This window comes from Dehalococcoidia bacterium, assembly GCA_022449765.1.
Taxonomy (GTDB): domain Bacteria; phylum Chloroflexota; class Dehalococcoidia; order Lucifugimonadales; family Australimonadaceae; genus UBA2963.
On the sequence record JAKUPZ010000001.1, the window covers coordinates 109,044 to 133,611 of the forward strand.

Annotated in this window: 31 protein-coding genes and 2 tRNA genes; 12 read left to right on the plus strand and 21 right to left on the minus strand. The window is 42.4% G+C overall.

Annotated elements, in window-relative coordinates; all coding sequences use genetic code 11:
• Positions 1–3: 3 nt before the first annotated feature.
• Complete coding sequence (locus MK127_00525; GenBank protein MCH2531289.1) at positions 4–1,422, minus strand: amidase; 1,419 nt, start codon at positions 1,420–1,422, stop codon at positions 4–6.
• A complete protein-coding gene (locus MK127_00530; protein MCH2531290.1) occupies positions 1,422–1,604 on the minus strand; it encodes a hypothetical protein in 183 nt (60 codons plus the stop codon). Before MK127_00530 ends, MK127_00525 begins: the two co-directional genes overlap by 1 nt.
• Positions 1,605–1,645: 41 nt before the next feature.
• Between MK127_00530 and MK127_00535 the strand changes: the two genes are divergently transcribed.
• Complete coding sequence (locus MK127_00535) at positions 1,646–2,350, plus strand: HAD family hydrolase (protein ID MCH2531291.1); 705 nt, start codon at positions 1,646–1,648, stop codon at positions 2,348–2,350.
• Between the two features lie 13 nt (positions 2,351–2,363).
• Here MK127_00535 and nadC read toward each other — a convergent pair whose 3' ends face one another.
• The 3 genes from nadC to MK127_00550 all read right to left on the minus strand — a co-directional run bounded on the left by nadC (position 2,364) and on the right by MK127_00550 (position 4,684).
• Entirely contained in the window at positions 2,364–3,215 is an 852-nt protein-coding gene (gene nadC, locus MK127_00540; protein ID MCH2531292.1) for a carboxylating nicotinate-nucleotide diphosphorylase, read from the minus strand.
• A gap of 48 nt (positions 3,216–3,263) precedes the next feature.
• A complete protein-coding gene (miaB, locus tag MK127_00545) occupies positions 3,264–4,553 on the minus strand; it encodes a tRNA (N6-isopentenyl adenosine(37)-C2)-methylthiotransferase MiaB (GenBank protein MCH2531293.1) in 1,290 nt (429 codons plus the stop codon).
• A gap of 38 nt (positions 4,554–4,591) precedes the next feature.
• Positions 4,592–4,684 (minus strand) — tRNA-Ser (locus MK127_00550).
• 76 nt (positions 4,685–4,760) lie between these two features.
• On the opposite strand from MK127_00550, the gene MK127_00555 reads away from it, so the two are divergent.
• From MK127_00555 to MK127_00570, 4 genes are all read left to right on the plus strand, one after another.
• Complete coding sequence (locus MK127_00555) at positions 4,761–4,964, plus strand: hypothetical protein (GenBank protein ID MCH2531294.1); 204 nt, start codon at positions 4,761–4,763, stop codon at positions 4,962–4,964.
• Positions 4,951–6,354, plus strand: a complete 1,404-nt coding sequence (locus MK127_00560; protein MCH2531295.1) for an amidase — start codon at positions 4,951–4,953, stop codon at positions 6,352–6,354. Before MK127_00555 ends, MK127_00560 begins: the two co-directional genes overlap by 14 nt.
• Before the next feature lie 55 nt (positions 6,355–6,409).
• Positions 6,410–6,485 (plus strand) — tRNA-Ala (locus tag MK127_00565).
• 20 nt (positions 6,486–6,505) lie between these two features.
• A complete protein-coding gene (locus MK127_00570) occupies positions 6,506–7,096 on the plus strand; it encodes an NUDIX domain-containing protein (protein ID MCH2531296.1) in 591 nt (196 codons plus the stop codon).
• On the opposite strand, the gene MK127_00575 is transcribed toward MK127_00570, so the two are convergent.
• The 8 genes from MK127_00575 to mgtE form a co-directional block, all read right to left on the minus strand.
• Positions 7,093–7,869: a class I SAM-dependent methyltransferase gene (locus tag MK127_00575; protein ID MCH2531297.1), complete on the minus strand. Its 777-nt coding sequence runs from the start codon at positions 7,867–7,869 to the stop codon at positions 7,093–7,095. The two genes, MK127_00570 and MK127_00575, sit on opposite strands and share 4 nt — an antisense overlap.
• A gap of 20 nt (positions 7,870–7,889) precedes the next feature.
• Positions 7,890–8,492, minus strand: coding sequence for a Holliday junction branch migration protein RuvA (gene ruvA, locus MK127_00580; protein MCH2531298.1), 603 nt, complete (start codon positions 8,490–8,492; stop codon positions 7,890–7,892).
• The gene (gene ruvC / locus MK127_00585) at positions 8,489–9,010 is read right to left on the minus strand and encodes a crossover junction endodeoxyribonuclease RuvC (GenBank protein ID MCH2531299.1); all 522 of its coding nucleotides are present in this window, start codon (positions 9,008–9,010) and stop codon (positions 8,489–8,491) included. The genes ruvA and ruvC overlap by 4 nt, the downstream gene beginning before the upstream one ends.
• Positions 9,011–9,058: 48 nt before the next feature.
• Positions 9,059–9,820, minus strand: a complete 762-nt coding sequence (locus MK127_00590) for a YebC/PmpR family DNA-binding transcriptional regulator (protein ID MCH2531300.1) — start codon at positions 9,818–9,820, stop codon at positions 9,059–9,061.
• Positions 9,821–9,883: 63 nt separating this feature from the next.
• A complete protein-coding gene (gene rimM, locus MK127_00595) occupies positions 9,884–10,456 on the minus strand; it encodes a ribosome maturation factor RimM (GenBank protein MCH2531301.1) in 573 nt (190 codons plus the stop codon).
• Between the two features lie 22 nt (positions 10,457–10,478).
• The gene (locus MK127_00600) at positions 10,479–10,706 is read right to left on the minus strand and encodes a KH domain-containing protein (protein ID MCH2531302.1); all 228 of its coding nucleotides are present in this window, start codon (positions 10,704–10,706) and stop codon (positions 10,479–10,481) included.
• Between the two features lie 2 nt (positions 10,707–10,708).
• Positions 10,709–10,960, minus strand: coding sequence for a 30S ribosomal protein S16 (gene rpsP / locus MK127_00605; protein MCH2531303.1), 252 nt, complete (start codon positions 10,958–10,960; stop codon positions 10,709–10,711).
• Positions 10,961–11,034: 74 nt separating this feature from the next.
• On the minus strand, positions 11,035–12,441 hold the full coding sequence (mgtE, locus tag MK127_00610) for a magnesium transporter (protein ID MCH2531304.1): 1,407 nt from the start codon (positions 12,439–12,441) through the stop codon (positions 11,035–11,037).
• Between the two features lie 50 nt (positions 12,442–12,491).
• On the opposite strand from mgtE, the gene thiL reads away from it, so the two are divergent.
• The 4 genes from thiL (at position 12,492) to ndk (ending at position 15,213) form a co-directional block, all read left to right on the plus strand.
• Positions 12,492–13,517 (plus strand): thiamine-phosphate kinase, encoded by a 1,026-nt coding sequence (thiL, locus tag MK127_00615; protein ID MCH2531305.1) that lies wholly within the window; start codon positions 12,492–12,494, stop codon positions 13,515–13,517.
• Complete coding sequence (gene tsaE / locus MK127_00620; protein MCH2531306.1) at positions 13,514–13,993, plus strand: tRNA (adenosine(37)-N6)-threonylcarbamoyltransferase complex ATPase subunit type 1 TsaE; 480 nt, start codon at positions 13,514–13,516, stop codon at positions 13,991–13,993. The genes thiL and tsaE overlap by 4 nt, the downstream gene beginning before the upstream one ends.
• Positions 13,983–14,666: a tRNA (adenosine(37)-N6)-threonylcarbamoyltransferase complex dimerization subunit type 1 TsaB gene (tsaB, locus tag MK127_00625; GenBank protein ID MCH2531307.1), complete on the plus strand. Its 684-nt coding sequence runs from the start codon at positions 13,983–13,985 to the stop codon at positions 14,664–14,666. The genes tsaE and tsaB overlap by 11 nt, the downstream gene beginning before the upstream one ends.
• Before the next feature lie 91 nt (positions 14,667–14,757).
• On the plus strand, positions 14,758–15,213 hold the full coding sequence (ndk, locus tag MK127_00630; protein MCH2531308.1) for a nucleoside-diphosphate kinase: 456 nt from the start codon (positions 14,758–14,760) through the stop codon (positions 15,211–15,213).
• Here ndk and rsfS read toward each other — a convergent pair.
• Entirely contained in the window at positions 15,200–15,568 is a 369-nt protein-coding gene (gene rsfS / locus MK127_00635; GenBank protein ID MCH2531309.1) for a ribosome silencing factor, read from the minus strand. The genes ndk and rsfS overlap by 14 nt on opposite strands.
• Positions 15,569–15,607: 39 nt before the next feature.
• On the opposite strand from rsfS, the gene mnmA reads away from it, so the two are divergent.
• Entirely contained in the window at positions 15,608–16,735 is a 1,128-nt protein-coding gene (gene mnmA / locus MK127_00640; protein MCH2531310.1) for a tRNA 2-thiouridine(34) synthase MnmA, read from the plus strand.
• 18 nt (positions 16,736–16,753) lie between these two features.
• Entirely contained in the window at positions 16,754–17,377 is a 624-nt protein-coding gene (locus MK127_00645; GenBank protein MCH2531311.1) for a ribonuclease HII, read from the plus strand.
• Here the strand turns inward: MK127_00645 and MK127_00650 are convergent.
• Together MK127_00650 and MK127_00655 are read right to left on the minus strand one after the other, a co-directional pair.
• Positions 17,374–18,213, minus strand: coding sequence for a DegV family protein (locus MK127_00650; GenBank protein MCH2531312.1), 840 nt, complete (start codon positions 18,211–18,213; stop codon positions 17,374–17,376). The genes MK127_00645 and MK127_00650 overlap by 4 nt on opposite strands.
• 12 nt (positions 18,214–18,225) lie before the next feature.
• Entirely contained in the window at positions 18,226–19,860 is a 1,635-nt protein-coding gene (locus tag MK127_00655; protein ID MCH2531313.1) for a DAK2 domain-containing protein, read from the minus strand.
• Between the two features lie 97 nt (positions 19,861–19,957).
• On the opposite strand from MK127_00655, the gene rpmB reads away from it, so the two are divergent.
• The gene (gene rpmB / locus MK127_00660; protein MCH2531314.1) at positions 19,958–20,155 is read left to right on the plus strand and encodes a 50S ribosomal protein L28; all 198 of its coding nucleotides are present in this window, start codon (positions 19,958–19,960) and stop codon (positions 20,153–20,155) included.
• A 17-nt stretch (positions 20,156–20,172) separates the two neighbouring features.
• Here the strand turns inward: rpmB and MK127_00665 are convergent, their stop codons facing one another.
• From MK127_00665 to MK127_00685, 5 genes are all read right to left on the minus strand, one after another.
• The gene (locus MK127_00665) at positions 20,173–20,580 is read right to left on the minus strand and encodes a peptidylprolyl isomerase (protein MCH2531315.1); all 408 of its coding nucleotides are present in this window, start codon (positions 20,578–20,580) and stop codon (positions 20,173–20,175) included.
• Between the two features lie 149 nt (positions 20,581–20,729).
• On the minus strand, positions 20,730–21,401 hold the full coding sequence (gene rpe, locus MK127_00670; protein MCH2531316.1) for a ribulose-phosphate 3-epimerase: 672 nt from the start codon (positions 21,399–21,401) through the stop codon (positions 20,730–20,732).
• Positions 21,388–22,761: an argininosuccinate lyase gene (gene argH, locus MK127_00675; protein MCH2531317.1), complete on the minus strand. Its 1,374-nt coding sequence runs from the start codon at positions 22,759–22,761 to the stop codon at positions 21,388–21,390. The genes rpe and argH overlap by 14 nt, the downstream gene beginning before the upstream one ends.
• A 15-nt stretch (positions 22,762–22,776) precedes the next feature.
• On the minus strand, positions 22,777–23,673 hold the full coding sequence (locus MK127_00680) for an NAD(P)-dependent oxidoreductase (protein ID MCH2531318.1): 897 nt from the start codon (positions 23,671–23,673) through the stop codon (positions 22,777–22,779).
• 12 nt (positions 23,674–23,685) lie between these two features.
• Positions 23,686–24,567: a DMT family transporter gene (locus tag MK127_00685; GenBank protein ID MCH2531319.1), complete on the minus strand. Its 882-nt coding sequence runs from the start codon at positions 24,565–24,567 to the stop codon at positions 23,686–23,688.
• Position 24,568: the final 1 nt, after the last annotated feature.

Consider the following 24,568-nt stretch of genomic DNA (forward strand, 5'->3'; position numbering starts at 1 on the left):
CCATTACTGAGCCTGTTGAATTTTAGGCATCTGTCGATGCCATTTAGTGACACTCTGGTAAGCTTGGCCTGCTTGTAAAGCTTTACTATCTTCGAAGGCTGCGCTTCCTAGCATAAGTCCAATGGGTAGACCTTCAGCAGAAAAGCCGCAGGGTATCGAAATCGCAGGGGTACGACTCAGGTTGAATATTCTTGTGAGTCGTAAAAAAGCATCTCGCACTGCTATATTTGAATTGCCTAACGTTAATACTTCAGCTTGCTGTACTGGGGCAGGTGCTGCGACGGTTGGCATAGCAAGGATATCGACTTTTTCGTATATTTTCGCTAATGCACTTGCGTATTTAAGTCGCGCTCGCTGTGCATGTGCATATGTAGTTGCAGAAATGAACATTCCGGATTCAAATCGCCTGCGGACTGATTGATCCATTTCACTGCCATGCTCAATTACTCGATTACGATGTGCCATGGCAGCTTCGGCCGTAGTGATACTCACTGCAATCAACGGCGTCCAATCTAGTTCTGGAATCGAAACTTCGACTATTTCAGCACCCAAATCTTCTAAAACTTTTATAGCCGTTGAAACAGACGAAGCAGTTTCTGGATCAATCGGATCCCAAACATATTCCTTGGGCACTCCAATTTTGAATTCTTTTACTCCGTTGTGCAGCGAACTGGTGTAGTCAACAGTGGTATGTGGCCTTGAGAACGGGTCTTTGGGGTCATGCTGAGCCAAAACATTCAAGCATATTGCTAGGTCTTCTACGGTACGAGCCATTGGCCCAGCAGTATCTAGGGAGTGGGATAGCGGAGTGATTCCAAAGCGGCTAATTAACCCAAAAGTGGGCTTGATTCCTGAAATGCCGCATAGCGATGATGGAATACGAATAGAACCACCAGTGTCTGAACCCAATCCCATGGGGAAAAATCCTGCTGCAATACCAGCACCTGTCCCGCTTGACGAACCGCCAGGCATACGATCAATTTTCCAAGGATTGTTGGGCATGCCATATGTTGCATTACGTCCTGTAGGATCGAAGGCAAGTTCTACAGTATTTGTTTTGCCTAGTACTACACCTCCAGACTGTTTGATAAGCCTCACTGACGTTGCATCTTCTTTTGGTACAAATGCAGCATCAAGCGCACTACCTGACGTGGTGATAGAATTTTTTTCCCAAAAAATATCTTTAATCCCAAATGGAACGCCGTGCAATGGGCCGAGAGATTTACCAGATGCAAGTAAAGAATCTGCTTTTCTTGCTTCTTCAATGGCTTGCTCCGTCGTGCGAGTTATGAAAGCACCTATAGAGGATTCATACTCGTCAGCATGTGTGATAAATGCACTAACAACTTCCTCAGAGGAAAATGCCTTTTTTACGATGCCATTTGCGATTTCCGAGCTTGAGGCTTCGATGATGGAGTTCATTACACCCCCCCTATGGCATGCTCGATGGGTATTTCCGTTACATCAATTTGCTGTAACGCTTCTATCCTTTGCAGCATTAGTTCTACTTCAGGCATAAGAATTGCAAGGTGTTCAGTTGAGACATTTAGCCCCACAGAACGTGCCCAAGCAGCGAATTCTTCAAGTGATAAATTTTTAGACATAGAGAAATATAACTCCTTAATAATAAAAATAGCCTTGACCATTGGAAGAAAATGGCTTACATATGTTTCCTATGGATATCCCCTTCAAGGCAATAGTTTTTGATTTCGATGGATTAATTGTAGAGACCGAGGAGCCCATTTTTGAATCCTATTCTGCAATTTTTGCTGAATTTGGTCTCGAATTAACACTTAAAGTCTGGGCCAACGTAATTGGTGGCACGGGCCATCGAGATGTTCTTTTTGATTACCTTGAACTTCAACTTGGCCGCAAGGTTAACCGAGAAATGATTAGAGAGCGAGCCCGAAATCATCACCATAATGATACTGGTAAGTTGCCAGCTAGGGAGGGAGTAGTGGATCTTATCGTGGAAGCGTCAGAATTTGGACTGCAATTGGGTATAGCATCCAGTTCTACATTTCCTTGGGTTAAAGGTCATTTGGATCGTCTAGGGTTATCAAAATACTTTAGTGTGATGTGTACTCGTGAGGACGTGGAATTATCTAAGCCGGACCCTGCTTTATACCTGCTTGCAGTTTCGAAATTGGACGTTCCTCCTAACCAAGTGTTTGCTATTGAAGATTCACCTAATGGAGTGAAAGCTGCTCAGGCTGCAGGCATTCGATGCATTGCCGTTCCTAACCCTGTGACAAAAAGCATGGATATAAGCCACGCAGATATCCTGGTCAATTCACTTGCAGAGATTAATCTAGATGAAATTTTCCGGTTGCTAAGAACAGCTAGTTAACATGAAGCTCGAACTATTGAGGTCGGACTTCAAGGCTAATATCTAGGGCTTTAACTGAATGCGTGATCGATCCAGTAGAGAGTAGGTCTACACCTGTTTCGGCTACTTCTCGGACATTATCGATAGTTATTCCGCCTGATGCCTCGGTCAGAGCTTTACCTTTGCAGATTTCTACAGCTTCGTGCATTTGCTCAGCTGTCATGTTGTCGAACAATATGATATCAGCGCCTGCTTCAACTGCTTCCTTGACTTGTTCTAGAGTATCGCACTCTACTTCTATTCGAATAGTATGCGCTGCATCTACTTTCGCTCGTTGAATCAACTGAGTCATAGCTTCGCCACGTGTAGCCATCGCAGCGATATGATTATCTTTTATAAGTATGCCGTCACCCGTACTCATTCGGTGATTGTGCCCACCACCCATGCGTACTGAATATTTATCTAAGAGCCTCCAGCCCGGTACTGTTTTCCTAGTATCAATAACTTGCGCGTTAAGACCTTGGACTTTAGTAACAAATTCATTTGTTGCTGTAGCTATTCCACTCATACGTTGAATGAAATTTAAAGCAGTGCGCTCTGCACGTAAAATGCTTTGCATTTTGCCTCTTATCGAAGCAATATAAGTGCCTTTAGTCAGTAGCGAACCATCCTTTAAGTAAGTATCGAATTCAAGAGTGGGGTCTACTTGACGGAACACTTGAAGTGCAACTTCTAAGCCGGCTAGCACTCCATTAGATTTAGCCATTAAAAGAGCTTCGCTCATTAGATCATCCGGCATTAAAGAAGAGGTGGGATCGTACGCTACTTCATCTTCTGATAACGCCATGTTTATAAGCTGAATTGTACCGTGCCATAAATGAAGCATGAAATGATTGTACTGTATGTGCAATCATTATTGTGAAATATTACACAATTAGGGATTTGCGGTGAGTAATGAGCCGCTCAATGACCATGGCGTGGTTTTAGTGATTCTTACTTTGCGTAGTTGACCTAGCTTGGCATCTTCACTTTCAAAGAAAACTAATTTGTCCGTCCTGGTTCTTCCTTGCCACCTACCTTTGTTGTGGCCGTCAACCAAAATTTCCTCGACAGAACCAAAATAGGATGCATTTATCTCGCTTAGGATTGTTTCTTGAGTTGCTTCGATTACTTTCAATCGTCGGTGCTTTTCTTCTTGCGTTACATCGTCAACCATTTTTCTTTGGGCGAACGTGTTTGGTCGCGTGGAGTACATAGCAACATGTACTTTATCGAAACGCAAATCTTGTATTAGTTGTACGGAATCTTCGAATTGCTCTTCAGTTTCCCCGGGGAAACCAACTATTAAATCAGTAACTATCGCGACTTCCGGTACAGTTGACCTTACTTTGGAGATTAATTCTCTGTATTGAGCGTTTGTATATCCTCTTTTCATGTTACGTAGTACTTCATCGTTCCCTGCTTGGAATGGAAGATTAATATTTTCCATAACATGAGGTAATCGGGCTACTGCATCAATAATTTTGTCGCTCATATCGTTAGGATGTGAAGTGAGAAAGCGGATTCGAGACAATTCTGGGACATCATCGTGTATTGATTGCAGCAGATTGGCTAAATCGGATGGTTCCTCAAAGTCGTGCCCATAAGAATCCACATTTTGTCCTAAAAGAGTCACCTCTTTCACTCCACGTGCAACAAGCATTTTGCATTCTTGCACTAATTCATTGGTGCTTCTGGATATTTCTCGGCCTCTGCGATAAGGGATGATGCAGAATGTGCAGAATTTGTCGCATCCATGAATTATTGGGACATGCGTAGTCACTGAAGGGCTTCCTGGAACGAAGGGACCAACGCAGCCATCAGGATCTACTCCAACTTTATCCCCTACTAGCTCAATTAAAGGTTCAAATTGCTGCGGTTGCATAAAGAGATCAACGTAGGGGTATCGTTTTAAGAGATCATCTTTTTTGGGACCAACCATACAACCCATGAGCGCAAGAGTTTTATCGGGGAATCGTTGTTTCCAAGGCTTCAAAGAAGTTAGCATTCCAACAACCCGTTCTTCTGCTTGTTGCCGTACAACGCAACTATTAAGGACAATGACATCTGCATCTTTTGGATCTTGTGACCATTGGAGACCAAGTTGCTCTAGCCCAGCGCCCATGCGCTCAGAATCTGCCTTGTTCATTTGGCAACCAACGGTCCAAATATGGTAACTAGTCATATGTTCTCATCGCTTTACTTATACGCTTTTGATTTTACTGGCGGAGGGAGCGGGATTCGAACCCGCGAGGGAGCTCATCACCCCCAACCCGCTTAGCAGGCGGGCGCACTAGGCCACTATGCGATCCCTCCCTAGACGAATACCATACCAAACATAACAAGGTACTGCTATCAATTCAAAATAAGAGGAACTACCATTGGAGGTGCCATGCGCGACTTAACCCATGAAGAAATACTCTCTCAGCTACAAGCACTAGATCTTCATCCTATGGATGCAATTGATTTGGATGAGATTACCAATCGAGTCAATGCTATAAACCAAGCAATTAGCGGATTAGAGGATCCGGATGCAGATTTAATGGAGCCTGCTTTTGTATTTTGGTTGACGGAGGAAAACGATGAGCCTCGATGAATTAACACTTCAATCGGCTATGGATTTGTCTTCAATGATCACAAAGGGCGATCTTTCTCCTGTTGAGATCACACAGGCTTACTTGGCTCGGATAGAAAAATATTCGCACTTGAATGCCTATATTACTGTCGATTATGAAGGTGCAATGAACGCGGCTCGTATTGCGGAAAAAGAACTTAGCCATGGATTAATTAGAAGCCCCATTCATGGTTTGCCTGTAGCAGTTAAGGATCAGTTCCACGTCAAAGGAATGCGAACGACACTTGGAGGTAACATTTACGACAAGATCTCTACCGAGGATGCGACCGTAGTTGCACGCCTAAGAGATGCAGGGGCTATTTTCCTAGGGAAATTAAATTTAAGTGAGTATGCACTCGGAGGAAATATCCAGCATCCTTTTGGAGTTCCGAAAAATCCTTGGGATATAACTCGCCAAGCTGGTCAGTCAAGTAGCGGGTCCGCTGTTGCAGTTGCCGCGTCATTATGTTCGGCAGCACTGGGGGGAGATACTGCAGGATCTATTCGTGGCCCAGCTGCATGGTGTGGGATTGTAGGCCTGCGCCCAACTTGGGGTGCCGTAAGCCGCTATGGTGCCTTCCCTATGGCTTGGTTTATGGACACTATTGGACCGATGACCAAAACAGTAAAGGACGCTGCAATTTTCCATTATGCGATTGCTGGTAATGATCCGAAGGATATTTATACTTCAAAAAGAACCGTTCTCCCTTTTGATCATACGCTGGGATTAAAAGGACTTCGAATTGGAATTGTGCGTGAAAGCCTAGATAACGGTATGGCTAGTGAACATGTGATCGATGCATTTAATACTGCTATGGACGTATTTAGAGATGCAGGGGCATTGGTAGAGGATGCATCGTTGCCCCTATTTGAACAGGGAGGTTTGATTGCGAATACCTTATCGGATGTAGAAGCTGCTCATACTCATAGGCATTGGTTGCGGGAGCAGCCAAATGATTATGATTTTGCGACGAGAAGAAGGCTCATGGCTGCTAGTTTAATCTCTGGGGCCATGTATACGAAGCTAAGTAGATTCAGAATGTTAATGCGAAGGGATGTCATGTCGGCATTACATCAGTTTGACGTGATTGTTACTCCTGCTCAAGCTGGGGGGGCTCCATTAATAGCAAATGAGACCAATCTTACTTCGAAGGAAGCAGTCATTAGTCAATTTTTTGGGCTTAGGTCCCATAGGAGCCCATTTAATTTGTCTGGTGTACCTGCGATGGCGATACCTTGTGGTTTCACTGGAGATGGAATGCCTGTAAGTATTCAAATTGCTGGACAACCGTTTGCAGAAAATTTGTTATTTCAATTTGGCTTGGAATTTCAAAATCGAACAGATTGGCATTTGCAGAGGCCTGATCTGTAGAAAAACTCGTTTTAGTTGTTCGTATGTATAGCACAATGCTATCCTCGACATGTGTGGGCCTGTGGCGCAGTTGGGAGCGCGCCTCAATGGCATTGAGGAGGTCGGGGGTTCGAATCCCCCCAGGTCCACCAATTCTTTTTTCTGAGGCAGCATGAGCCTTCCAATTTATTGCCCTCGTTGCGGATCATTACTTTCAAACAAATACGAAGGCGGTAAGCAGCGTCCTGCATGTGACTCACCTGGGTGTGGATACTTTCATTTCACGGATGTCTCGATTGGATGTGGTGCAGTAGTAATACATGAAGGACGAGCATTATTGATTCAACGAGGACTTGAACCTGGACGTGGTAATTGGCAAATACCAGGTGGGTATGTGGAGGACGATGAAGAGATAGCATCAGCAGTTGAGCGAGAAGTATTTGAAGAAGCTGGAATTAAGGCTAATGTCGAGAAAGTTATTGGATTTCGGCATTCAGCTAATCTAAATGGCTTGTCATCTCCGAACTTATATGTGGTATTTAGGTTGAAACATTTATCAGGAGAACCTCGTTTCGATGGCGAAGAAACAATTGATGCCGGGTATTTTTCAATGAGCGAAATAGAAAATAAGCAAGGGATACAAACTCTATCCCTGTGGGCTATCAAATTAGCTTTTACCAGTGATCGCAATATGGGGTTTGTATCGCAAGATTCCTTTTTTGAACCTAGGGCTGGAAGGACAGTATTTGGTATTGAAAGCTAAGTTGACTTAGCGACCCAGATTAAGTCATCTGAATCATTTGTTACAGGTCCCAAGTCAAAATCACCATATACCTCAAGGATGGATAGCCCAGATAAAGCAAATAAATGTTCCATTTCATATTGGAAAGAATATCGTTGGGGATAATCCCTATAAATTCTTTTATTAACTACTCCCTCTTCATCGAGGTACTCAATAATTAGCCTGATATCATTGATTTGCGTGAGTTGATCCCATTCATTCATACCCCAGACAACTATAGTGCCCCCTTCTTTGCGACTTACGTCCATCAGATGGATCGGGGTGTCGACGCTATGCTTATCGGCTAATTGTTCGATATCAGGGTTGAAGGTATCCATTACAAGTAAACCATCAGCAATCAGATGTTTGCGGATATTGTTTAAAGCTTTCTTTTGATCCACAGGATTAAGAACGCTTTGGAAAGAACGATAAGGTAAAATTATTAGCGCGAAACGTTCAGCAAGTTCTAAATCAAGTATATCTCCAGTCTGAAATATACACGTAGTAGATAATCCGAGTTTAGCGGCTTTACTATTGGCGAGTTCAATCATCTTAGGAGATACATCAATCCCTACCACATCAATACCTTGGGAAGCTATAGGGATACTGATTCGACCAGTGCCAGCACCTAATTCAAGTACAGGTCCACCTGTGGATTGTGCCTGACTAACGTAGAAAGGGATATCATGGGTTAATTCCGCGTAAACTTCATCATAAATACCAGCCCAGTCATCGTATGGAAATTCAAATGTCATTGCTTACTCACTGTAAGATATTATTGCGATGAGCCCATTCTTTGGAGCGCACGTTTGACACGTTCATCATTAGGAAGATTAGGATCGCGCTCAACGGACAGAGCTTGCCTTGCTTCAATTCCGGAGTAACCTAGTGCCATTAGCCATTGCAAAGCTGCATCGGTTTCCACGCGCGCTTCTTGAGGAATTGAGGAAAGCGGAATTTCTATTTCTTTTTCTAGCTTTTCTTTTAATTCAAGAATTATTCGTTCTGCAGTTCTTTTGCCTACTCCTTGGGCTCTCGAAATTGAAGTCGCATCGCTTGAAATAATTGAACTAGCTAATGCAGAAGGTTCGAGTGCACTTAACACTGCTAAGGCTGCCTTCGGCCCAACCTGGCTGACACCAATGAGCATTTGGAAAAGCTTTTTGCCCTGCTCGGTTGTGAATCCATACAATTGAAGATCGTCTTCTCTGACGACTAAGTGTGTCAGGAGTTTTACATTTTCTCCAATATCAGGTAAGGCTTTGATATTAGTTGCGGGAACATTTGCTTGTAAGATAAACCCATTCCCTACTCGTATAAGTACCGAATCGGCAGACTTTGATTCAATGATTCCTTCAATCCCTGAAATGATACTCAATTGCGCTCCACTAATTGCCTGTAACGGTTTTGGTAAATATGACAGAGTGCTATAGCAATAGCATCAGATGCGTCTTCAGGCATTTCTTCTTCCCCTAGTCCTAGCAAAACCCGTACAGAATGTTGTACTTGCAGCTTGGACCCCGCGCCGTAATTTGCGACTGTACTTTTTACATTTGTCGGAGCGTAACGGTATATGGACATTTCATTTTGAACAGCTAAAAGTAAAGCAATTGATTGAGCCTGACCTACTGTAACCGCGGACTTAGCACCACGAGTAGGCGCAACGAAAGGCTCTTCAATTGCGAGGACGTCTGGTTTCCATTCTTCAATGATATCGTGCAATCCTGAATATAATATTCCGAGACGGTTGGCGACTTCTTTTGAGGGCCCACCTTTTACTACACCCCAAGTCAAACATTGAAGCGCCTCGTTATTTTGGTCTATTACGCAGTAACCCAAAATCTTAGTTCCAGGATCTACCCCAAGTATCCGCATCTTGTTCCCTAAGCCAATCATATATGACTCATTTTATGGTTAAGCTACTGATCGGGGAATCTGTCGGAGTCACATATTGCCGTACTTTTCTAGCGCTTCTTCACTGAAATCTGCATTTGTGAAAACTTGCTGAATGTCCTCAAGCTCTTCGATATTGTCTAATAGACGGAGTGCTTGAGTCGCATGTGCATTCTCTAATTGCACAATAGCATTGGGAATCATGGTTACATGTGCTTGTAGAAGCTCTAATCCAGATTCTTTTATTACACTTATTATTGACTCAAGCGCGGAAGGCTCTCCGGTTATTTCTAAGAGTCCACTGTCAATTTTGAAATCTTCCGCACCTGCATCGATGGCAGATAGGGCAAGATTTTCAGATTGCTCATCAGTTAATCCTTCAACGCTGACCAAGGATTTACTTTCAAACATCCAAGCTACCGAACCTGCTTCGCCAAGGTTGCCCCCACCTCGACTGAAGACGGTGCGAATATTTGACGCGGTCCTGTTCCTGTTATCAGTCAGGGCCTTAACCATTATTGCTGCACCTCCTGGGGAGTAGCCTTCATACACGATTTCTTCAAATACAGAGCCGTCACTTCCTATCCCAAGTCCTTTTTTTACAGCTCTATCGACGTTGTCAGCAGGCATGTTCGCTGCTCGGGCTTTATCTATCATCAAACGAAGACGGAAATTCATGTCAGGGTCTCCACTTCCACCTTCTCTAGCCGCTACTGCAATATCTCTCGCAATTTTAGTAAATAGAGCACCTTTTTTGGCATCAAGTGCTGCTTTTTTGTGTTTGATTGTTGACCATTTTGAATGACCGGACATTTAAAACCCCTTTGTTCTAAATTTTACAGATTACAATCAGTACCTTAATGGTTGATTAGTATATTAAATTTTTTTGGTTAATTTTGCTTTTGTTTTTTTAGATTTAAGTTTTTTGGGCACATTGCTTCGCCATTCAAGGCCTTCCGGCAGTGAAATTTTCATCATGTTTGTGTTTACATCGACCATAAGAATTACATTCGCGACAGCGGGTATTAAAAGCTCGTTCTTATCATCTGTCACTACGTACACATCATTAGCTCCAGTATTCAATATCTCCGAAATGTTACCTAGTAGAACGCTATTCTCATCCAGTACGCTCATTCCTATTAATTGGTAATGGTAATAAGTATCAATTGGCAGTTTGGGGATTGCAGCAGTTTCTACGGAAATCGCGGAACCTTGTAAGTCACTTGCTTTTTGCCTAGTGGTTACACCTTCAAGGGACAGCAGGAGGTACTTTGGGCTGATTTCCTGTGAATTTGTGACGGTAAATGCTTGATCTGCAATACTAATGGACGCATTTATTTGAAACCGATTTGGATTGTCGGAATCGGTTTCAATTCTTATTTGTCCTTTAATCCCGTGAGGACTTACCACTTTGCCAACAATTACTTTTGTGGAATCTTTGTTTATCAAGAATTAATGCTAAAAAGGAGATCTATACGATTTCTAGATTGGCGCGCGTGTCTTCTTTCACTGCGGCAACTCTAACAAGAACGCGCATCGCTTGCGCGACTCGACCTTGGCGGCCTATTACTTTGCCTTTGTCATCTTCATGAACCTCAAGGCGTATGTATATCTGGCCATCCTCTTCTTCTTCCGTAACTTTTACGTCTTCTGGATGGCTTGCAATTGCTTTTGCGATGTATTCGACCAATTCTTTCATATTTAACCGGCTTTTTCTACCAGCCCTTGGGACTGCAGAATACGTCCTACCGTCTCTGACGGCTGCGCTCCAACACTCAACCAGTGTTTAGTTTTGTCTTGGTCTAACACTACTGTAGGAGGATTAGTAAGAGGGTCGTAATGCCCAACTTGATCCACGAAATTTCCGTCTCGAGGGGCACGCACGTCCGCAACTACAATTCTGTAGCTTGGCCTTTTTTTCTTACCGACTCTACGTAGACGAATCCGGAGCATATACAACCGCCTCCATTAAATTAGAATAATGTTAGTAGATTCTAACACAGCTGTAAAAATAGTTTTATCAATGCTTAAGTACTGGCATTATTTATTATCAACGAAGCCAGTCCTAGGAAAAGTAAGAATCCCACTATATCTGTAAAGGTTGTTACTACAACCGCAGAGGAGATTGCAGGGTCTTGCCTTATTTTTCGAAGTATTAATGGGATACTTGCGCCTACTACTCCTGCTATCACCATATTTCCAAACATTGCTACGCCAAGAACCAATCCAATAAGTGGATTTCCAATCCACAAAGAGCAAATAATTGCTACAACCAAACCAAGGTAGATTCCATTCAATATACCTAAGGTTGCTTCATGTAGAAGTAATTTTCGCCCGCGGTTCCCAGGTAATTCACCTAAGGCAATACTTCTTACGGTCAAGGTTAATGTTTGAGTTCCACCTATTCCTCCTTGACCTGCAACTACAGGAAGAAAAACCGCGAGTACAGCGGCTTTAGCTATAGTGGATTCGAACAATTGAATTATTCCTGCCGCTGCAAAAGTTGTAGCTAAGTTGATAACTAGCCATGGTGCTCGTCCGCGCAAAGATTTGGAGATGGATGCCTGAGGTTTTTCGGTACTCATCCCTGCGATCTTGAACATATCTTCAGAGGCTTCAGCCTCAGCAACATCAAGTAAGTCTTCAGAATCAATCACGCCTACTAATTGACCTGATGGGTTAGTAACACCTAGGCACTGAAGGTCATATCGCTCGATGATTCTTACGCATTCTTCCTGGTCGGCGCTTACGCTGACAGTTATAGGGATCGGTTTCATAAGTGTGGGAATAGGCGTGCTAGCACGGGCTAATGCTATTTTTTTGATGCTGAGATAGCCAACGGGACGAAAATTATCGTCAATTACAAACATAATATTGATATCCGTTGTTGCTTCGGAAGCTAGCCTTAGTGCATCCAAAGCTACACCAGCGGTTCTGGTAGCCTTTACTACGTTATACGGAGGAAGCATTAATCCACCAGCGGAATCATCGGGGTAAACGATCAGCGATAGAACGTCTTCAGCATGATCCATTTTGTCCAACGCTGCTTGTGCATCTACTTCGGGTAACGCTCGTAAAATGTCGGTAGCGACATCAGCAGATAGTTCATTCAATACTGTAGTATTGATAGTTTCCGGTAGCAGCGAGTAAATTGAAGCTGCTTCGCTTGGGTCAAGCGTGCTAAGAATTTCTCTAATGGATTCCACCTCTAGAGTTTTTAGAAGACTGTACTGCAATAGCCTTGGCATTTCGATTAAGATCTCAGCTTTGTCTACCGGATGGAAACTAGCAAAAAGATCAAGGGCGTTTTCATTCAATTCTTGTTCTAATAAATTGATGATTACATCTGAAACTTTGCTTAGATCCACAGTTTTGGTCGAATCACTAACAGAGATATTGTGTAATGCAGTTTCCGAAAAATTTTCTTCGCTCATGATTACTCCAATAAAATTCCGACTAATACAAAACATTCTATAATCTAGTTTTGTTTTATGATTCATTTGGAATAATAACTATGATGGTTACAGTATCGGATTTAGGTGAATATGCTTTAATTGAGCGGGTTGAAAATTTCATTCAACTTCGTCAACTAGAGCATCGGCCGGAAATTAAGCTAATTGCGGGTATTGGGGACGATGCTGCTGCATGGCAAGTCTCGGGAATACAGGTTACAACTACCGATTCAATGGTAGAGGATGTACATTTTCGCAGAAGTACTTTTTCTTTTTTTGATATTGGCTGGAAGAGTTGGGTTACAAATTTAAGTGACATCATCGCAATGGGGGCCACTCCTTTGGGAGGCTTAGTCACTTTAGGTTTACCTGAAGATATGTTGCTTGAAGATTTCGATTCTCTCTATGATGGAATACTAAGTGCATGCAAGGAATACCGAACTGTGGTTTTAGGAGGGGATATCGTAGCTTCCCGTGCCCTTTTTGTAAGCGTAACTATGATTGGTTCTTGTGAAAAAACACCTATCTTGCGGAGTGGTGCACAAATCGGAGATGTAATTGCGGTATCCGGGTCTTTGGGCGATGCACTAGGAGGCTTACAGCTGCTGGAGCAGGGCAGTGCAATTAACACGGAAGCTAGCAGGAGATTAATTGAAAAACAACGCCGTCCCAAAGTTAACGTAGATTTTGCTCAATTGTCCAAAATACTTGGAATTCATGCAATGATGGATTTGTCCGATGGATTACTGATTGACCTCGCTAAATTAGCTCACTCCTCTGGTGTAGCAACGCAAATACAGGCCTCCCTAGTACCTATTTCTGATGAATTACAGAAAGAGTTTCCATTGAAAGCAGAGGAAATGGCTTTGAATGGCGGAGAGGATTACGAATTACTTTTGGTAGGAGCGAAAAATACTCTTCAGGATTTTGTGAATCGCCATCCAAAAGCTGCAATTATTGGTAAGGTTATCGAAGGCGAGCGTGGAAGCGTTACTGTTTTTGACGCGTCCGGTTTTGAAATGGAATTAAGTGATTTAAATTGGGAGCACTTTAAGTGAAATTTTACTCTAATAGCCCTGAAGAAACTCAGGCTTTGGGTTCGAGAATGGGAGCTTTAGCGAATAAAGGCGAACTCTTTTTGCTGAGCGGAGAGTTAGGCTCGGGGAAAACAACATTCGTTCAGGGATTTGCTTGGGGTGCTGGCGTTGAAGGTTACGCTCATAGTCCGACGTTTATATTGGTTAATCAATATCAAGGACGTATAAAAATTAACCACGTTGACCTTTATAGGGTCGAAGGTGGCAACTTAGAAGCACATGACCTTGGGTTTGAAGAAATGCTAGACGAAAGTAGTGTTTTAGTTGAATGGTATGAAAATGCCGAAGCTATTTTCGACGATGATCACATAAGAATTGAGTTTTATCAGGGGGTTAATGGCTCTGAAAGCCGGGTAATTGAGGTTAAAGCTAAAGGGCATTATTACGAACAGTGGATTGTAACTTTAACGCAAAAAGTGTTTCCAAATGAAAAATAATCAATACCTGATAATCGATACGTCTACCAAAACTGGTTCGGTTTGCATATATGCAAATGGTGAAATTCAGAGGGTACATATATGGGGTTCCAAAAATAACCATACTGCAGAATTATTACCAGCTATAAAAATGCTTATGGACTTAGAGTCAACTCGCATATCTGAATTTAACGGAATTGTTGTATCGATTGGTCCAGGCGGATTTAGTGCTATTCGTACGGGAATCGCAGTTGGGCAAGGCTTGGCTATGGGAGCTTCCTTGCCGATAGTTGGGGTAAACTCACTTGAAACTTCGGCATACTCCTTGAGGCATATTAACAAGCAAATTTGCTCGCTAATTCCTGCAGGGAGAGAGAACATTGCATGGTGCACTTATGCGATGGATTCTTCTGGATGGCGCATAATCACTGAAGAAAAAATTACAAAAATTTCTGAATTTGTTAAATCTCAATCATCAATTGAAAATACTTGTTTTTGTGGAGAAGGACTGACTCCAGATATTGTGGAGCTACTAGAGGCACATTATAAAATTGAACTTCTGAGAGTAGAAGATTCTCCTGTATTAGCAAGACTAAAAGGAGCTATCGAAATAGGCATTAATTTGCTTAGTAGTCAAGAAAATTTGACGAATAATATAGAACCTAAATACCTTCGCCCTCCTTCAATAACGTAATCTTTAGACGGGCTGCTATAGTATTAAGCGCAAAAGTCCCGTAATAATTAAGCTTAATGATTTATGTGCATATTTTCTAAAGGAGAAAACTTTGGCTGAACGAACACTTGTACTTCTAAAACCTGACGCCGTCCAGCGTGGCTTAGTTGGCGAAATTGTAGGTAGATTGGAAAATCGTGGATGGAAAATAGTGGGCCTAAAATTCATGCGAATGACAGATGAGGTAGCGAGAAAGCATTATGCGGAGCATGTCGAAAAACCATTTTTCCCTGGATTGGCTGCGTTTATGATGTCGCGTCCTATTATTGCGATTGCTCTTGAAGGGGAGAACGTTGTGGATGCAGTTCGCAAATCTATGGGTTCGACTAATCCCCAGGATGCTAACCCTGGAACAATACGAGGAGATTTAGCTGTAAATATCGGTAGAAATCTAATTCATGGGTCTGATTCAGTAGAATCAGCAATCCGTGAATTAGCAATTTTTTTCAATGGCGAAGAGCTATATGAGTATGAGCGTGAGGCCGACAATTGGGTTACTGAATCCTGACCAATTCTCTTCCGGTGCGCCACACTTCTTCTAGTTTATAGAAATTGCGCTGCTCCTCACTAAAAACATTTACTACTATGTCACCGAAATCAAGAAGGACCCACCCTGAATTGGATGATCCTTCTTGATGGTGCAGGTGTAATCCATCCTTTTTTATCTTTTCAGCGATATCATTACCTAGAGATTGCACTTGACGCGTGCTGGACCCACTAAGCATGATCATGTAATCAGTGAAGCTTGAAATATCTTTTACGTCGAGAAGGACAATGTTTTGAGCCTGCTTATCAGAAGCAAGTTCGATAGCGTTTCTAGCTATCGACGCAATGTCTAAAGCGGTAGAAAATTGATCAGCCATTGGTAGATTATAGGGCAGATAGAGATTAAGAGTTTATTAATGACAAACAGAGAAAGAAAAAAAACTAACCTACCTCGTGTCGTAGTAGCTATGTCTGGAGGCGTTGATTCTTCTGTAGCAGCGTATCTTTTGTCACGTGAAGGATACGAGGTTATAGGAATTACAATGCGCCTTTGGTCTGCAGATGAGGATGTAGAAATTGCGGCTGATCATCAAGGCTGTTGTTCTATAGATGATATTGAGGATGCTCGTAGGGTTTGCCAGTCAATCGGAATACCACATTACGTATTGGATGCCAGGAACGAGTTTCAGGAACACGTCATAAAATATTTTACTGATGAGTACCGAAAGGGTCGTACACCACATCCCTGTATTGCATGTAATGATCGGATAAAATTCGATTTTTTGTTGAGCCGTAGCCAAATGATGGAAGCTGAGTACATCGCTACCGGTCACTACGCGCGCATTGCACTAAACCATACTGGGCGATTTATGCTTCGTGAAGGAGTTGATCGATTGAAAGATCAATCATACGTGCTATTTGGTTTGAGTCAGTCGCAGTTAAGTAAAATTTTATTACCGATTGGTGGCTACACAAAGGGTCAAATAAGAGATTTTGCATTTGAAGCTGGATTGCATATCGCAAATAAATTAGATAGCCAAGAGATTTGCTTTATCCCAAGTGGCGATTACCGTCAATTTATTAAAGATAAGACGGAGCCAGCTCCCGGCAATATTATCGACAGTGAAGGTACAATTGTGGGCTCTCACCCAGGTGTAGAGTTCTACACGGTTGGTCAACGCCGAGGTTTGAATATAACTCCTAATCAATTAAATTTACCTGAAGGGACAAAAATATTTGTTACCGGGGTAAACCCAATGTCTAAAACGATAATGGTAGGAACTTCTGAGGATTTAATGGGCCATGGCGTTTTGGTTGATCGAGTAAATTATATTGATGGCGTCGCTCCTCATGGACCAATCAATATTGATGCAAAAATTAGATACAATGGAATTAAGTCCTCCGCAGTCCTGTACCCTGATGGTGAATCTGCAGTTTTGCGATTTGATGATCCTCAACGTGCAATTACACCTGGTCAAGCTGCAGTTTTTTATGCAGATGATTGCGTATTAGGTGGCGGTTACATAGATGGACCAGTGAAATAAGGACTATAGAGGGTCAGAGTGGTACCAACTCAAGATGAAGAACTGACCTTGAATCTTGCAGGCTTCGTCTATATTGCTGGTGTAGATGAAGTAGGACGAGGGCCGATTGCTGGACCCGTTGTTGCGGGTGCGGTGATTTTGCCTAGCTTATCGAATATTGAAGTCCAAGACATATTTTTGATTCGAGATAGCAAAACTCTCTCTAAGAAACAGTTACCTCAAGCTGATCAACTTGTTCGCAAATATGCCTCTTGTATAGGAATCGGTGAAGTCAGCAACGTAGAAATTGACGCAATTGGAATAGCCCCTGCAGTTCGAAAAGCAATGCACTCAGCTTTAGACCAATTGAGTATTCCCCCTGATCATATTTTGTCTGACGCATTCCCTATAGATTGGAGGCATAAACCCTGCAAGCCTATTATTAAAGGAGATGCGCTTTGTACTGTCATTTCTGCAGCGTCAATAGTGGCAAAAGTATATCGTGATCGAGTTATGGATTTATTTAATGAAGAGTACCCAGGTTATGGTTTTGATACCCACAAAGGCTATGCTTCATCGAAGCATTTGGACGCTATAGATAAAAAAGGAGCTACTCCTATTCATAGGCTAAGCTTTTCTCCATTCAAACCTAGATTGTTTTAGCTGGTTTTTGGGTTTAGTAACGCAAGGCCAACCACATTAGGTCCAGTATAGGTTCCAATTACAGGTCCAATTCTACCTGTAATTACAGGCTTGCTGGAAAGAGGAGCCAGAAAAGTCGTTAACTGGTCGGCTTCTTCACCTTCAGCTTGATAAATAAAGGCAACTTCTTCAAATGGGGCTCCCTCAGATGCAATATCTTGCAGCCTCTGTACAGCTTTTTGGCGCGTTCGTAGCTTCTCGTAGGGATGTACTTCTCCGTCAACGCATTTAAGAATGGGTTTGACTGAAAGTAACGATCCTACTAAAGCTTGTGCTTTTCCAATTCGCCCTCCTTTTTGGAGGTATTCCAACGTATTGAGTACAAAAAAAAGATCGACTCTGCTAGCTACATCTGCAGCGGTGTCTAGGACTGCTTGAACATCTGCGCCTGAATTAGCAGCCTCTGCCGCAGCCTTAACCACAAGGGTTAACCCAAGCGAACCAAGCTTGCTGTCCATAAGCTGTATATTCGCATTAGGGAACTCTTCTCGTGCTAACCGAGCTGAATTTAAGGTTCCGCTTAATTTATCAGATATATGTATAGAGACAATGTCATGCCCTTCGTCAACTAACGGGGTGTAAGCTGAGATAAAATCCCCGACAGATGGCTGTGTAGTTCTAGGTAAGATATTTCCATTCTGGAGTCGATCAAAAAACTCATCAGATTGGATTTCAATTTTATCTTTAAACGCGTCTTCACCGAAGAAAACGGTTAAAGGTACGACGGTTATACCTAAAGATTTCGCCAGTTCCTCAGGGATGTCGGAAGTACTATCTGTCACTATCTTTATTGCCATGATGTCTCCTAATTACTCGATTGATACAAAATACTGATAAAAAGGCTGATTCCCTTCAATAGTTTCAAATTCGCATGAAGGGAAACGTTCTGAAAGTAAACTTGCAGTAGATTGTGCTATCGCAAGATTTATTTGGTCTCCAAAATAAAGCGTTACTAACGAATCATCCTGTGCTAGGGAGCATTCTAGCATGGTAATTAAAGCTTTCTCGGCAGAGTTTTCGGCAGATACCAATTTGCCGTCTACTAAAGCTATGAAATTACCTTCTGTAATAGAGATGCCGTTAATTTCAGCTGAACGTGCGGCGGTTGTGATTTCTCCAGATTTTGTTTCGGAAATTGCGCGGGTCATTGCGCTCAAGAGATCTTCGTTGGATTGATCGGGATTGAAGGCAAGTAGGGCATTGATCCCCTGCGGGATAGTTGTGGCAGGTAATACAAACCCCTTTCCTTCGGACATTTCAAGAGCCTGTTCTGCTGCAAGTATTATATTGCTATTGTTGGGAAGAATTATCGTGAATTTTGCGTTTGCCTCTGTAATTGAACTTAATATTTCTGCAGTGCTCGGATTCATTGCCTGACCACCCTCAATTACTACAGCGGCTCCTAATTCTTTAAGAATAGTGGAGATGCCTTTGCCAGCGGCCACGGCTACAATTCCAAGCTCAGCCAGAGGACGTTGAGCCTTGTCGTGCTTTTCTAAAAACTCAGCGTACTGGAGATCCATGTTTTGGATAGTGATTTGGTCAAGATTCCCCTTTTGCGTGCCAAGGTTTAATAATTCACCTGGGTTGTAGGTATGTGCATGTACACGAAGGAGCTTGTCATCTCCAATGACCACTGTTGAATTAGCTATATGCATAACTTCTGATCTGATTTTGGATGGATTGAATTCGCTACCATGTATCACAAATTGAGTACAGTACCCGTACATTTCATCTTCTGTATGTTCAAGGAAATCCGTGTTAATAGCAGTAGGATTTAGAGAATTAGAGCCTGTTGCTGCAGAAATTTCAAAGTTCACTTGTTCTGAGCCAACAAAGGTTAACGCACCAGCAAAAAACGCAACTAGCCCTTGCCCTCCTGCATCAACTACACCGGCTTCTTTTAATATGGGCAGTTGCTCCGGAGTTCGCGCAAGGGCAACAACAGAAGATTCATATGCATTTCGCAGTACATCAACTAAATCACCTTTAGTATTTTTTGCAGCTGTTGCAGCCGCTTTCATTACGGATAACATGGTTCCTTCAACTGGTGTACCGACCGCCAAATAACCTGCGTCAGCTGCATGTGATAGTGCACTCTGCAGGTTACTTCCATGGCACTCTTTACAACCCGAAAGGCCATTGGCCATGCCTTTAATGAACTGTGAAAAAATTACACCACTGTTCCCTCTTGCTCCTAGAAGGGCACCTTTTGCCAAGGATTCAATTAAGGAACCAACTGTTTCTTGCGGTAAAGAAGTCGCAACCGAATCATTAGCAGCTTGCAACGTTAGTAACATATTAATTCCAGTGTCGCCATCAGGAACGGGAAATACGTTCAATGAGTTTATTGCATCTACGTTAGCCTCAATGAATTTTGTTCCTGATAGAAATAGCTGCTTTAATCCTTCGGCATTTAATGAAGCAACGTGTTGATTTGTCATGTCTTGGCTACCACTCACCATTCTGTTAATATATTTCTAGGGCGCTAAGCGCCCAAATTTTATGGCTGGCACTATTGTTACCAGCAAAATGGAACTTATGGCAAGTTGTGATGTATGCGGAGCTCGTCGCAGAGCTGGCAAAAATGTTAGTCATTCAAATAGACACACAAACCGCTGGTTTCTTCCAAATATACAGCGGGCTACCTTAATGCATAAGGGTAAAATGCAGCGATTGCATGTCTGTACCCGTTGTCTTCGGACTGCTCAAAATAAGCGTATGACGGTTTCTAGTTAGATAGCGCATCTAATTTCTTAATTAACTGATACTAATTCGATTTCAAAAGTTAGGGCTTGACCTGCTAGTTCGTGATTTGCATCAAGTGTTATAGAAGCGTCGTTAATTTTGATTACGACTGCTGGAGCCCCATTGGAAAGTTGTACTCGATCACCTTCCTTTAAACCTTCGGGGGCACCCTCTGAAGGAACTTCAAATATCAATTGTTCATTTTTTTCACCGTAAGCCTGCGCCGGCTCCATCCGGACTTTAACGCTTTCGCCAACAGCTAAACCAAGGACCGCGTCATTGAATCCTGGGATTACTTGACCTCCACCGACGGTAAATTTCAATGGTTCACCTCGATTCTTTGAAGAATCGAAAATCTGACCATTATCTAAAGTTCCATGATAATGAACCGACACAATGTCTCCATCAGTAGCCATAATTACATCCTCCGTAACGTTGATGATTGTTTCATTTTCTTTACGTGGTTTAGATTCTTCAGAGCACGCAATAAGCATAAACGATATTGTTAATGCTAGGACTATCACCGATGCATACTGTATTGCTGCATGTTTATTATGCTGGATCATTAGGTAATTGCTGAAATGCTATCTCGCATTTTAGCTATAGAATCTTGTATTGATGAGTGATCATTGTATATCGCTGAACCTGCAACAATTACATCTGCTCCTGCGTGAATTACACGATCCACATTATCAAATTTTATTCCGCCATCAACTTCCAGTTCAGTACTTAAACGCTTTTCATCAATCATCAAGCGTAATAATTTAATTTTCGGAAGAACATTTTTTATGAATGATTGACCACCGAAACCAGGGTTGACTGACATAGCCAGGACCAAATCTATATGGTCCAGAACATCTTCTAAAGAAGAGGCGGGGGTGGACGGATTTATTGATACGCCTGCTTTTGCTCCTAAACCTTTTATTAAATTAATTACAGGCAGTAATTCATCTACTGCTTCGCGGTGAACAGTGATTTTGTCCGCTCCTGCTTCAATGAATTCTGGTATAAGGCGATCGGGTTTTACAATCATCAAATGCACGTCTAGTGGAAGGCTGGTATTTGCTCTGATTGCCTTGACTACGAATGGTCCTATAGTTAGATTTGGTACGAATTCGCCGTCCATAACATCAACGTGTATATAGTCTGCCCCAGCCCTCTCGGTTTCTTTTACTACTTCTCCGATTCGACCAAAATCTGCAGATAAGATAGAAGGTGCGATTTTAATGGAGTTCATTGTTTACACCTAATCTTTTTTTTGCATCTGCTATGGCTTTAAGAACTTGATTTGGGGAAGTACCTCCGGTCAGATCTCGTGAGGATGCACTCGCAAATGGGGTTATCTCATATATATCTTCAGAGAACAAGTTCGAAAACTCCAACAGCGTATCTAAAGGCAAATTGATTATGGATATTTTTTCAACTGCAGCCAAATCACACAGATTACTTACAATCGAATGCGCTTCACGAAATGGTAAACCTTTTGCTACGAGATAATCAGCGAAATCAGTAGCTAGTAGCGAGCTATCTTCTGCAGCAGATTGCATTCTATTCGTGTTGAACTGGCTATCCTTCAGCATTCCGTTCATTACTTCACATGCTGCAAGCAGGGTAGTGTGCGTATCGAAAAGGCCTTGCTTATCTTCTTGCAAATCTCGGTTGTAGGTTAATGGTAGCCCTTTTAATGTAGTTAACAGTGCGATTAGATTTCCGTATATTCTTCCAGTTTTACCGCGAGTAATTTCTGCATAATCAGGGTTCCTTTTTTGTGGCATTATTGAAGAGCCGGTTGTCCATTGACTACCTATTTGCAAAAAATTAAATTCAGATGACGACCAAAGGATGATTTCTTCTGCCAAGCGAGATAAATGCATTATGCACAATGATGCACTTGCAAGGAATTCAACTATATAGTCCCTATCTGCAACTGCATCCATAGAGTTGGCAGTAATTTCGTCAAACCCTAGTTCTTTTGCTACCCATTTGCGATTAAGGGGGTATGGAACCCCAGCTAATGCGCCTGAGCCTAGTGGCAAAACATTAACTCTTTTACGGGCATCTTTGAAACGAGAGGCGTCTCTATCAAGCATTTCAAAATACGCTAGTAAGTGATGGGCCAAAAAAACTGGCTGTGCCCGTTGTAAATGAGTGTAACCTGGCAAAAGGGTTCCTGTATGGTTACTAGCGAGGTCTACTAGCGTTGTTTGCAATTCATTTATACAGCTCAACAGGCTATCTATCGCATCACGGACATAGAGTCTCGTTGCGGTAGCTACTTGATCATTGCGTGAACGGCCGGTATGTAGTTTGGCTGCGGGATCTCCAATTAGCTCGTAAAGACGAGCTTCGATATTCATATGAAGATCTTCATATTTCGCCTGCCAAACGAATTTCCCCTCATTTATTTCTTGTTCTATTAATTCAAGGCCAGAAACAATTGCTGCTGAATCGTCATGCGTAATTATATTTTGATTACTCAGCATTTTTGCGTGCGCGATGGAAGCTTGTATGTCGTATGCATACAGCTTCCAATCAAAACTGACAGAGACTGTGTAGTCTGAGAAATTTTGGTAATGATGTGTTTTGTATTCACTCATGATATGACCATTGTACTAGGGATTTGAGGAATTATTGAGATTGAACCCTAATTTAGCCTCCAATGCAGTAAATGCATGTGATGGATCTTCTTCTCCAAGGCCAGCGTCCAATACTGAATGCCAAAATAACCTTGAAGATTCAAAAACAGACAATTTAAAACCCATTTCACTTGCAAGTGAAAAAGCTAAATCTTGATCTTTAGTTGTGAGCCAAGCTGATCCGTCCTTTCCAAACTGCCTGCTCAAAATTCTAGGTATGTTGCGTTCCCAAGTCCGACTAGCTCCAGATGCAGTACGGATTACAGAAAATAAGGATTGAAGATCAAGCCCAGACTTTGCTGCAAAAATAAGAGCTTCCATTGCAACTGCTAAATTGGTTGCCATTAGCATATTGTTTACTACTTTGGTAAGTGAACCGGAACCCGAGGGCCCCACCAATTCCACAGTTTTTCCCATTGCACTTAATGCTGAGCTCGCTTTGTTGAACGCTCTAAGTTCTCCTCCACACATTATGGTCAGCTCTCCTTTTTCAGCGAAAGGCCCTGAACCAGATACCGGGGCGTCCAAAAAAGAAACTTGTTTTTTTAAGGACTCATCGTAAAGCGATTTTGCAATTTCAGGATGTATTGTGCTGTGATCAACAATGATTAGCCCAGGTTTTGGGTTTTTAAGTACCCCATTTTTACCATTAATTACATCAACAACTGTTTCAGAATCAGGCAGGCAAGTGTGAATGAAATCTAATTCTGAGCCCATTTGATCAAAAGAAATGCCCGCAACTGCACCTGTTTTAACAAGTTCTGCAACTTTTTCTTGGCTGCGATTTTGGACAGTAACATGAAACCCTTTTGTTATGAGATTCATTACCATGGGTTTACCCATCCGGCCTAGTCCAATCCATCCTATTCGCATAAAATCCTCCGTTTAATTAATTGTAATTGCAATTGCTCCCATTGCAGCAAGGAAAATACCAAGAAGAACCAATGGGCTAAACGCTTCTGTCTTGCGATTGAATAGAAACGCTGCTCCTAAACCGAAGAAGGTCATAGTTTCAGTTAGTGGTGCTACTACAGATGTATCAGCGGATTCAAGTGCGGCAAACCTTAGAATTTGAGCTACAGTCATTATTGCTGCAGTTAAAAGGAACAGCTTAGCTGCGGTACTATTAATTTGCCTCAAGCTTTTCGCCCGTGCAGGTATAAGTAACGACGTTAAAAGCACGATGGCAGTTGCACTATGAGCTACGAAGGCTCCAAGTAGGTACATGGAAGTGTCAGCTAGAACCCATCGTAGTAAAAATGTAGATCCACCATAAGTGGCTGCGGCAGTTAGGCCGAACGTTATTCCTCTTGCTATTTGTAAAGAACCAAGTTTTACAGTAGGAGGGCGCGCAAATGCTATAAGTGGGGCGATAATCAGAAGACCTATGCCTATCCCTCTAGTTACGCCAACGATTTCACCTAAAAGTGAAACCCCTAGTATGCTTCCAAACAACGCCGATAAGACTCGGACGGGTGCAGTTAAATTGGCACCTACTGCTTGTATTGCTAGAAATTGAGAAAATCTCCCACCAAGGAAATTCATTATCCCTGCAATACTTAATACTATGTATTCAGTCGTGGTAAAAACACTCAGATCCGTAAATTGGCCCGAAGTGTAGGCAAGTAAAGCAAATACAGGAACCGACAATACTATTGATATGACGATACCGTCATACGCGGAAGCCAGTAGTACGCTTCTACGTACGATCGCCGTATTAAGTCCAAGCATCGCTGCTGCAGATAGGGCCAGTAATGCTCCATCCACT

Excerpts from the sequence above, each read along its gene's own strand:
- MK127_00570 (MCH2531296.1), top strand. The coding sequence starts at position 6,506 with ATGAGCCTTCCAATTTATTGCCCTCGTTGCGGATCATTACTTTCAAAC.
- tsaB (MCH2531307.1), top strand. The coding sequence starts at position 13,983 with ATGAAAAATAATCAATACCTGATAATCGATACGTCTACCAAAACTGGT.
- rpe (MCH2531316.1), bottom strand. The coding sequence starts at position 21,401 with ATGAACTCCATTAAAATCGCACCTTCTATCTTATCTGCAGATTTTGGT.
- MK127_00590 (MCH2531300.1), bottom strand. The coding sequence starts at position 9,820 with ATGTCCGGTCATTCAAAATGGTCAACAATCAAACACAAAAAAGCAGCA.
- MK127_00525 (MCH2531289.1), bottom strand. The coding sequence starts at position 1,422 with ATGAACTCCATCATCGAAGCCTCAAGCTCGGAAATCGCAAATGGCATC.
- MK127_00600 (MCH2531302.1), bottom strand. The coding sequence starts at position 10,706 with ATGAAAGAATTGGTCGAATACATCGCAAAAGCAATTGCAAGCCATCCA.
- ruvC (MCH2531299.1), bottom strand. The coding sequence starts at position 9,010 with ATGATTGGCTTAGGGAACAAGATGCGGATACTTGGGGTAGATCCTGGA.
- MK127_00530 (MCH2531290.1), bottom strand. The coding sequence starts at position 1,604 with ATGTCTAAAAATTTATCACTTGAAGAATTCGCTGCTTGGGCACGTTCT.
- MK127_00575 (MCH2531297.1), bottom strand. The coding sequence starts at position 7,869 with ATGACATTTGAATTTCCATACGATGACTGGGCTGGTATTTATGATGAA.
- rpsP (MCH2531303.1), bottom strand. The coding sequence starts at position 10,960 with ATGCTCCGGATTCGTCTACGTAGAGTCGGTAAGAAAAAAAGGCCAAGC.
- MK127_00555 (MCH2531294.1), top strand. The coding sequence starts at position 4,761 with ATGCGCGACTTAACCCATGAAGAAATACTCTCTCAGCTACAAGCACTA.
- mnmA (MCH2531310.1), top strand. The coding sequence starts at position 15,608 with ATGACAAACAGAGAAAGAAAAAAAACTAACCTACCTCGTGTCGTAGTA.
- MK127_00650 (MCH2531312.1), bottom strand. The coding sequence starts at position 18,213 with ATGGCAATAAAGATAGTGACAGATAGTACTTCCGACATCCCTGAGGAA.
- nadC (MCH2531292.1), bottom strand. The coding sequence starts at position 3,215 with ATGCTTCATTTATGGCACGGTACAATTCAGCTTATAAACATGGCGTTA.
- MK127_00680 (MCH2531318.1), bottom strand. The coding sequence starts at position 23,673 with ATGCGAATAGGATGGATTGGACTAGGCCGGATGGGTAAACCCATGGTA.
- MK127_00560 (MCH2531295.1), top strand. The coding sequence starts at position 4,951 with ATGAGCCTCGATGAATTAACACTTCAATCGGCTATGGATTTGTCTTCA.
- rpmB (MCH2531314.1), top strand. The coding sequence starts at position 19,958 with ATGGCAAGTTGTGATGTATGCGGAGCTCGTCGCAGAGCTGGCAAAAAT.
- rsfS (MCH2531309.1), bottom strand. The coding sequence starts at position 15,568 with ATGGCTGATCAATTTTCTACCGCTTTAGACATTGCGTCGATAGCTAGA.
- argH (MCH2531317.1), bottom strand. The coding sequence starts at position 22,761 with ATGAGTGAATACAAAACACATCATTACCAAAATTTCTCAGACTACACA.
- mgtE (MCH2531304.1), bottom strand. The coding sequence starts at position 12,441 with ATGAGCGAAGAAAATTTTTCGGAAACTGCATTACACAATATCTCTGTT.
- miaB (MCH2531293.1), bottom strand. The coding sequence starts at position 4,553 with ATGACTAGTTACCATATTTGGACCGTTGGTTGCCAAATGAACAAGGCA.
- MK127_00665 (MCH2531315.1), bottom strand. The coding sequence starts at position 20,580 with ATGGCTACTGATGGAGACATTGTGTCGGTTCATTATCATGGAACTTTA.
- MK127_00655 (MCH2531313.1), bottom strand. The coding sequence starts at position 19,860 with ATGACAAATCAACACGTTGCTTCATTAAATGCCGAAGGATTAAAGCAG.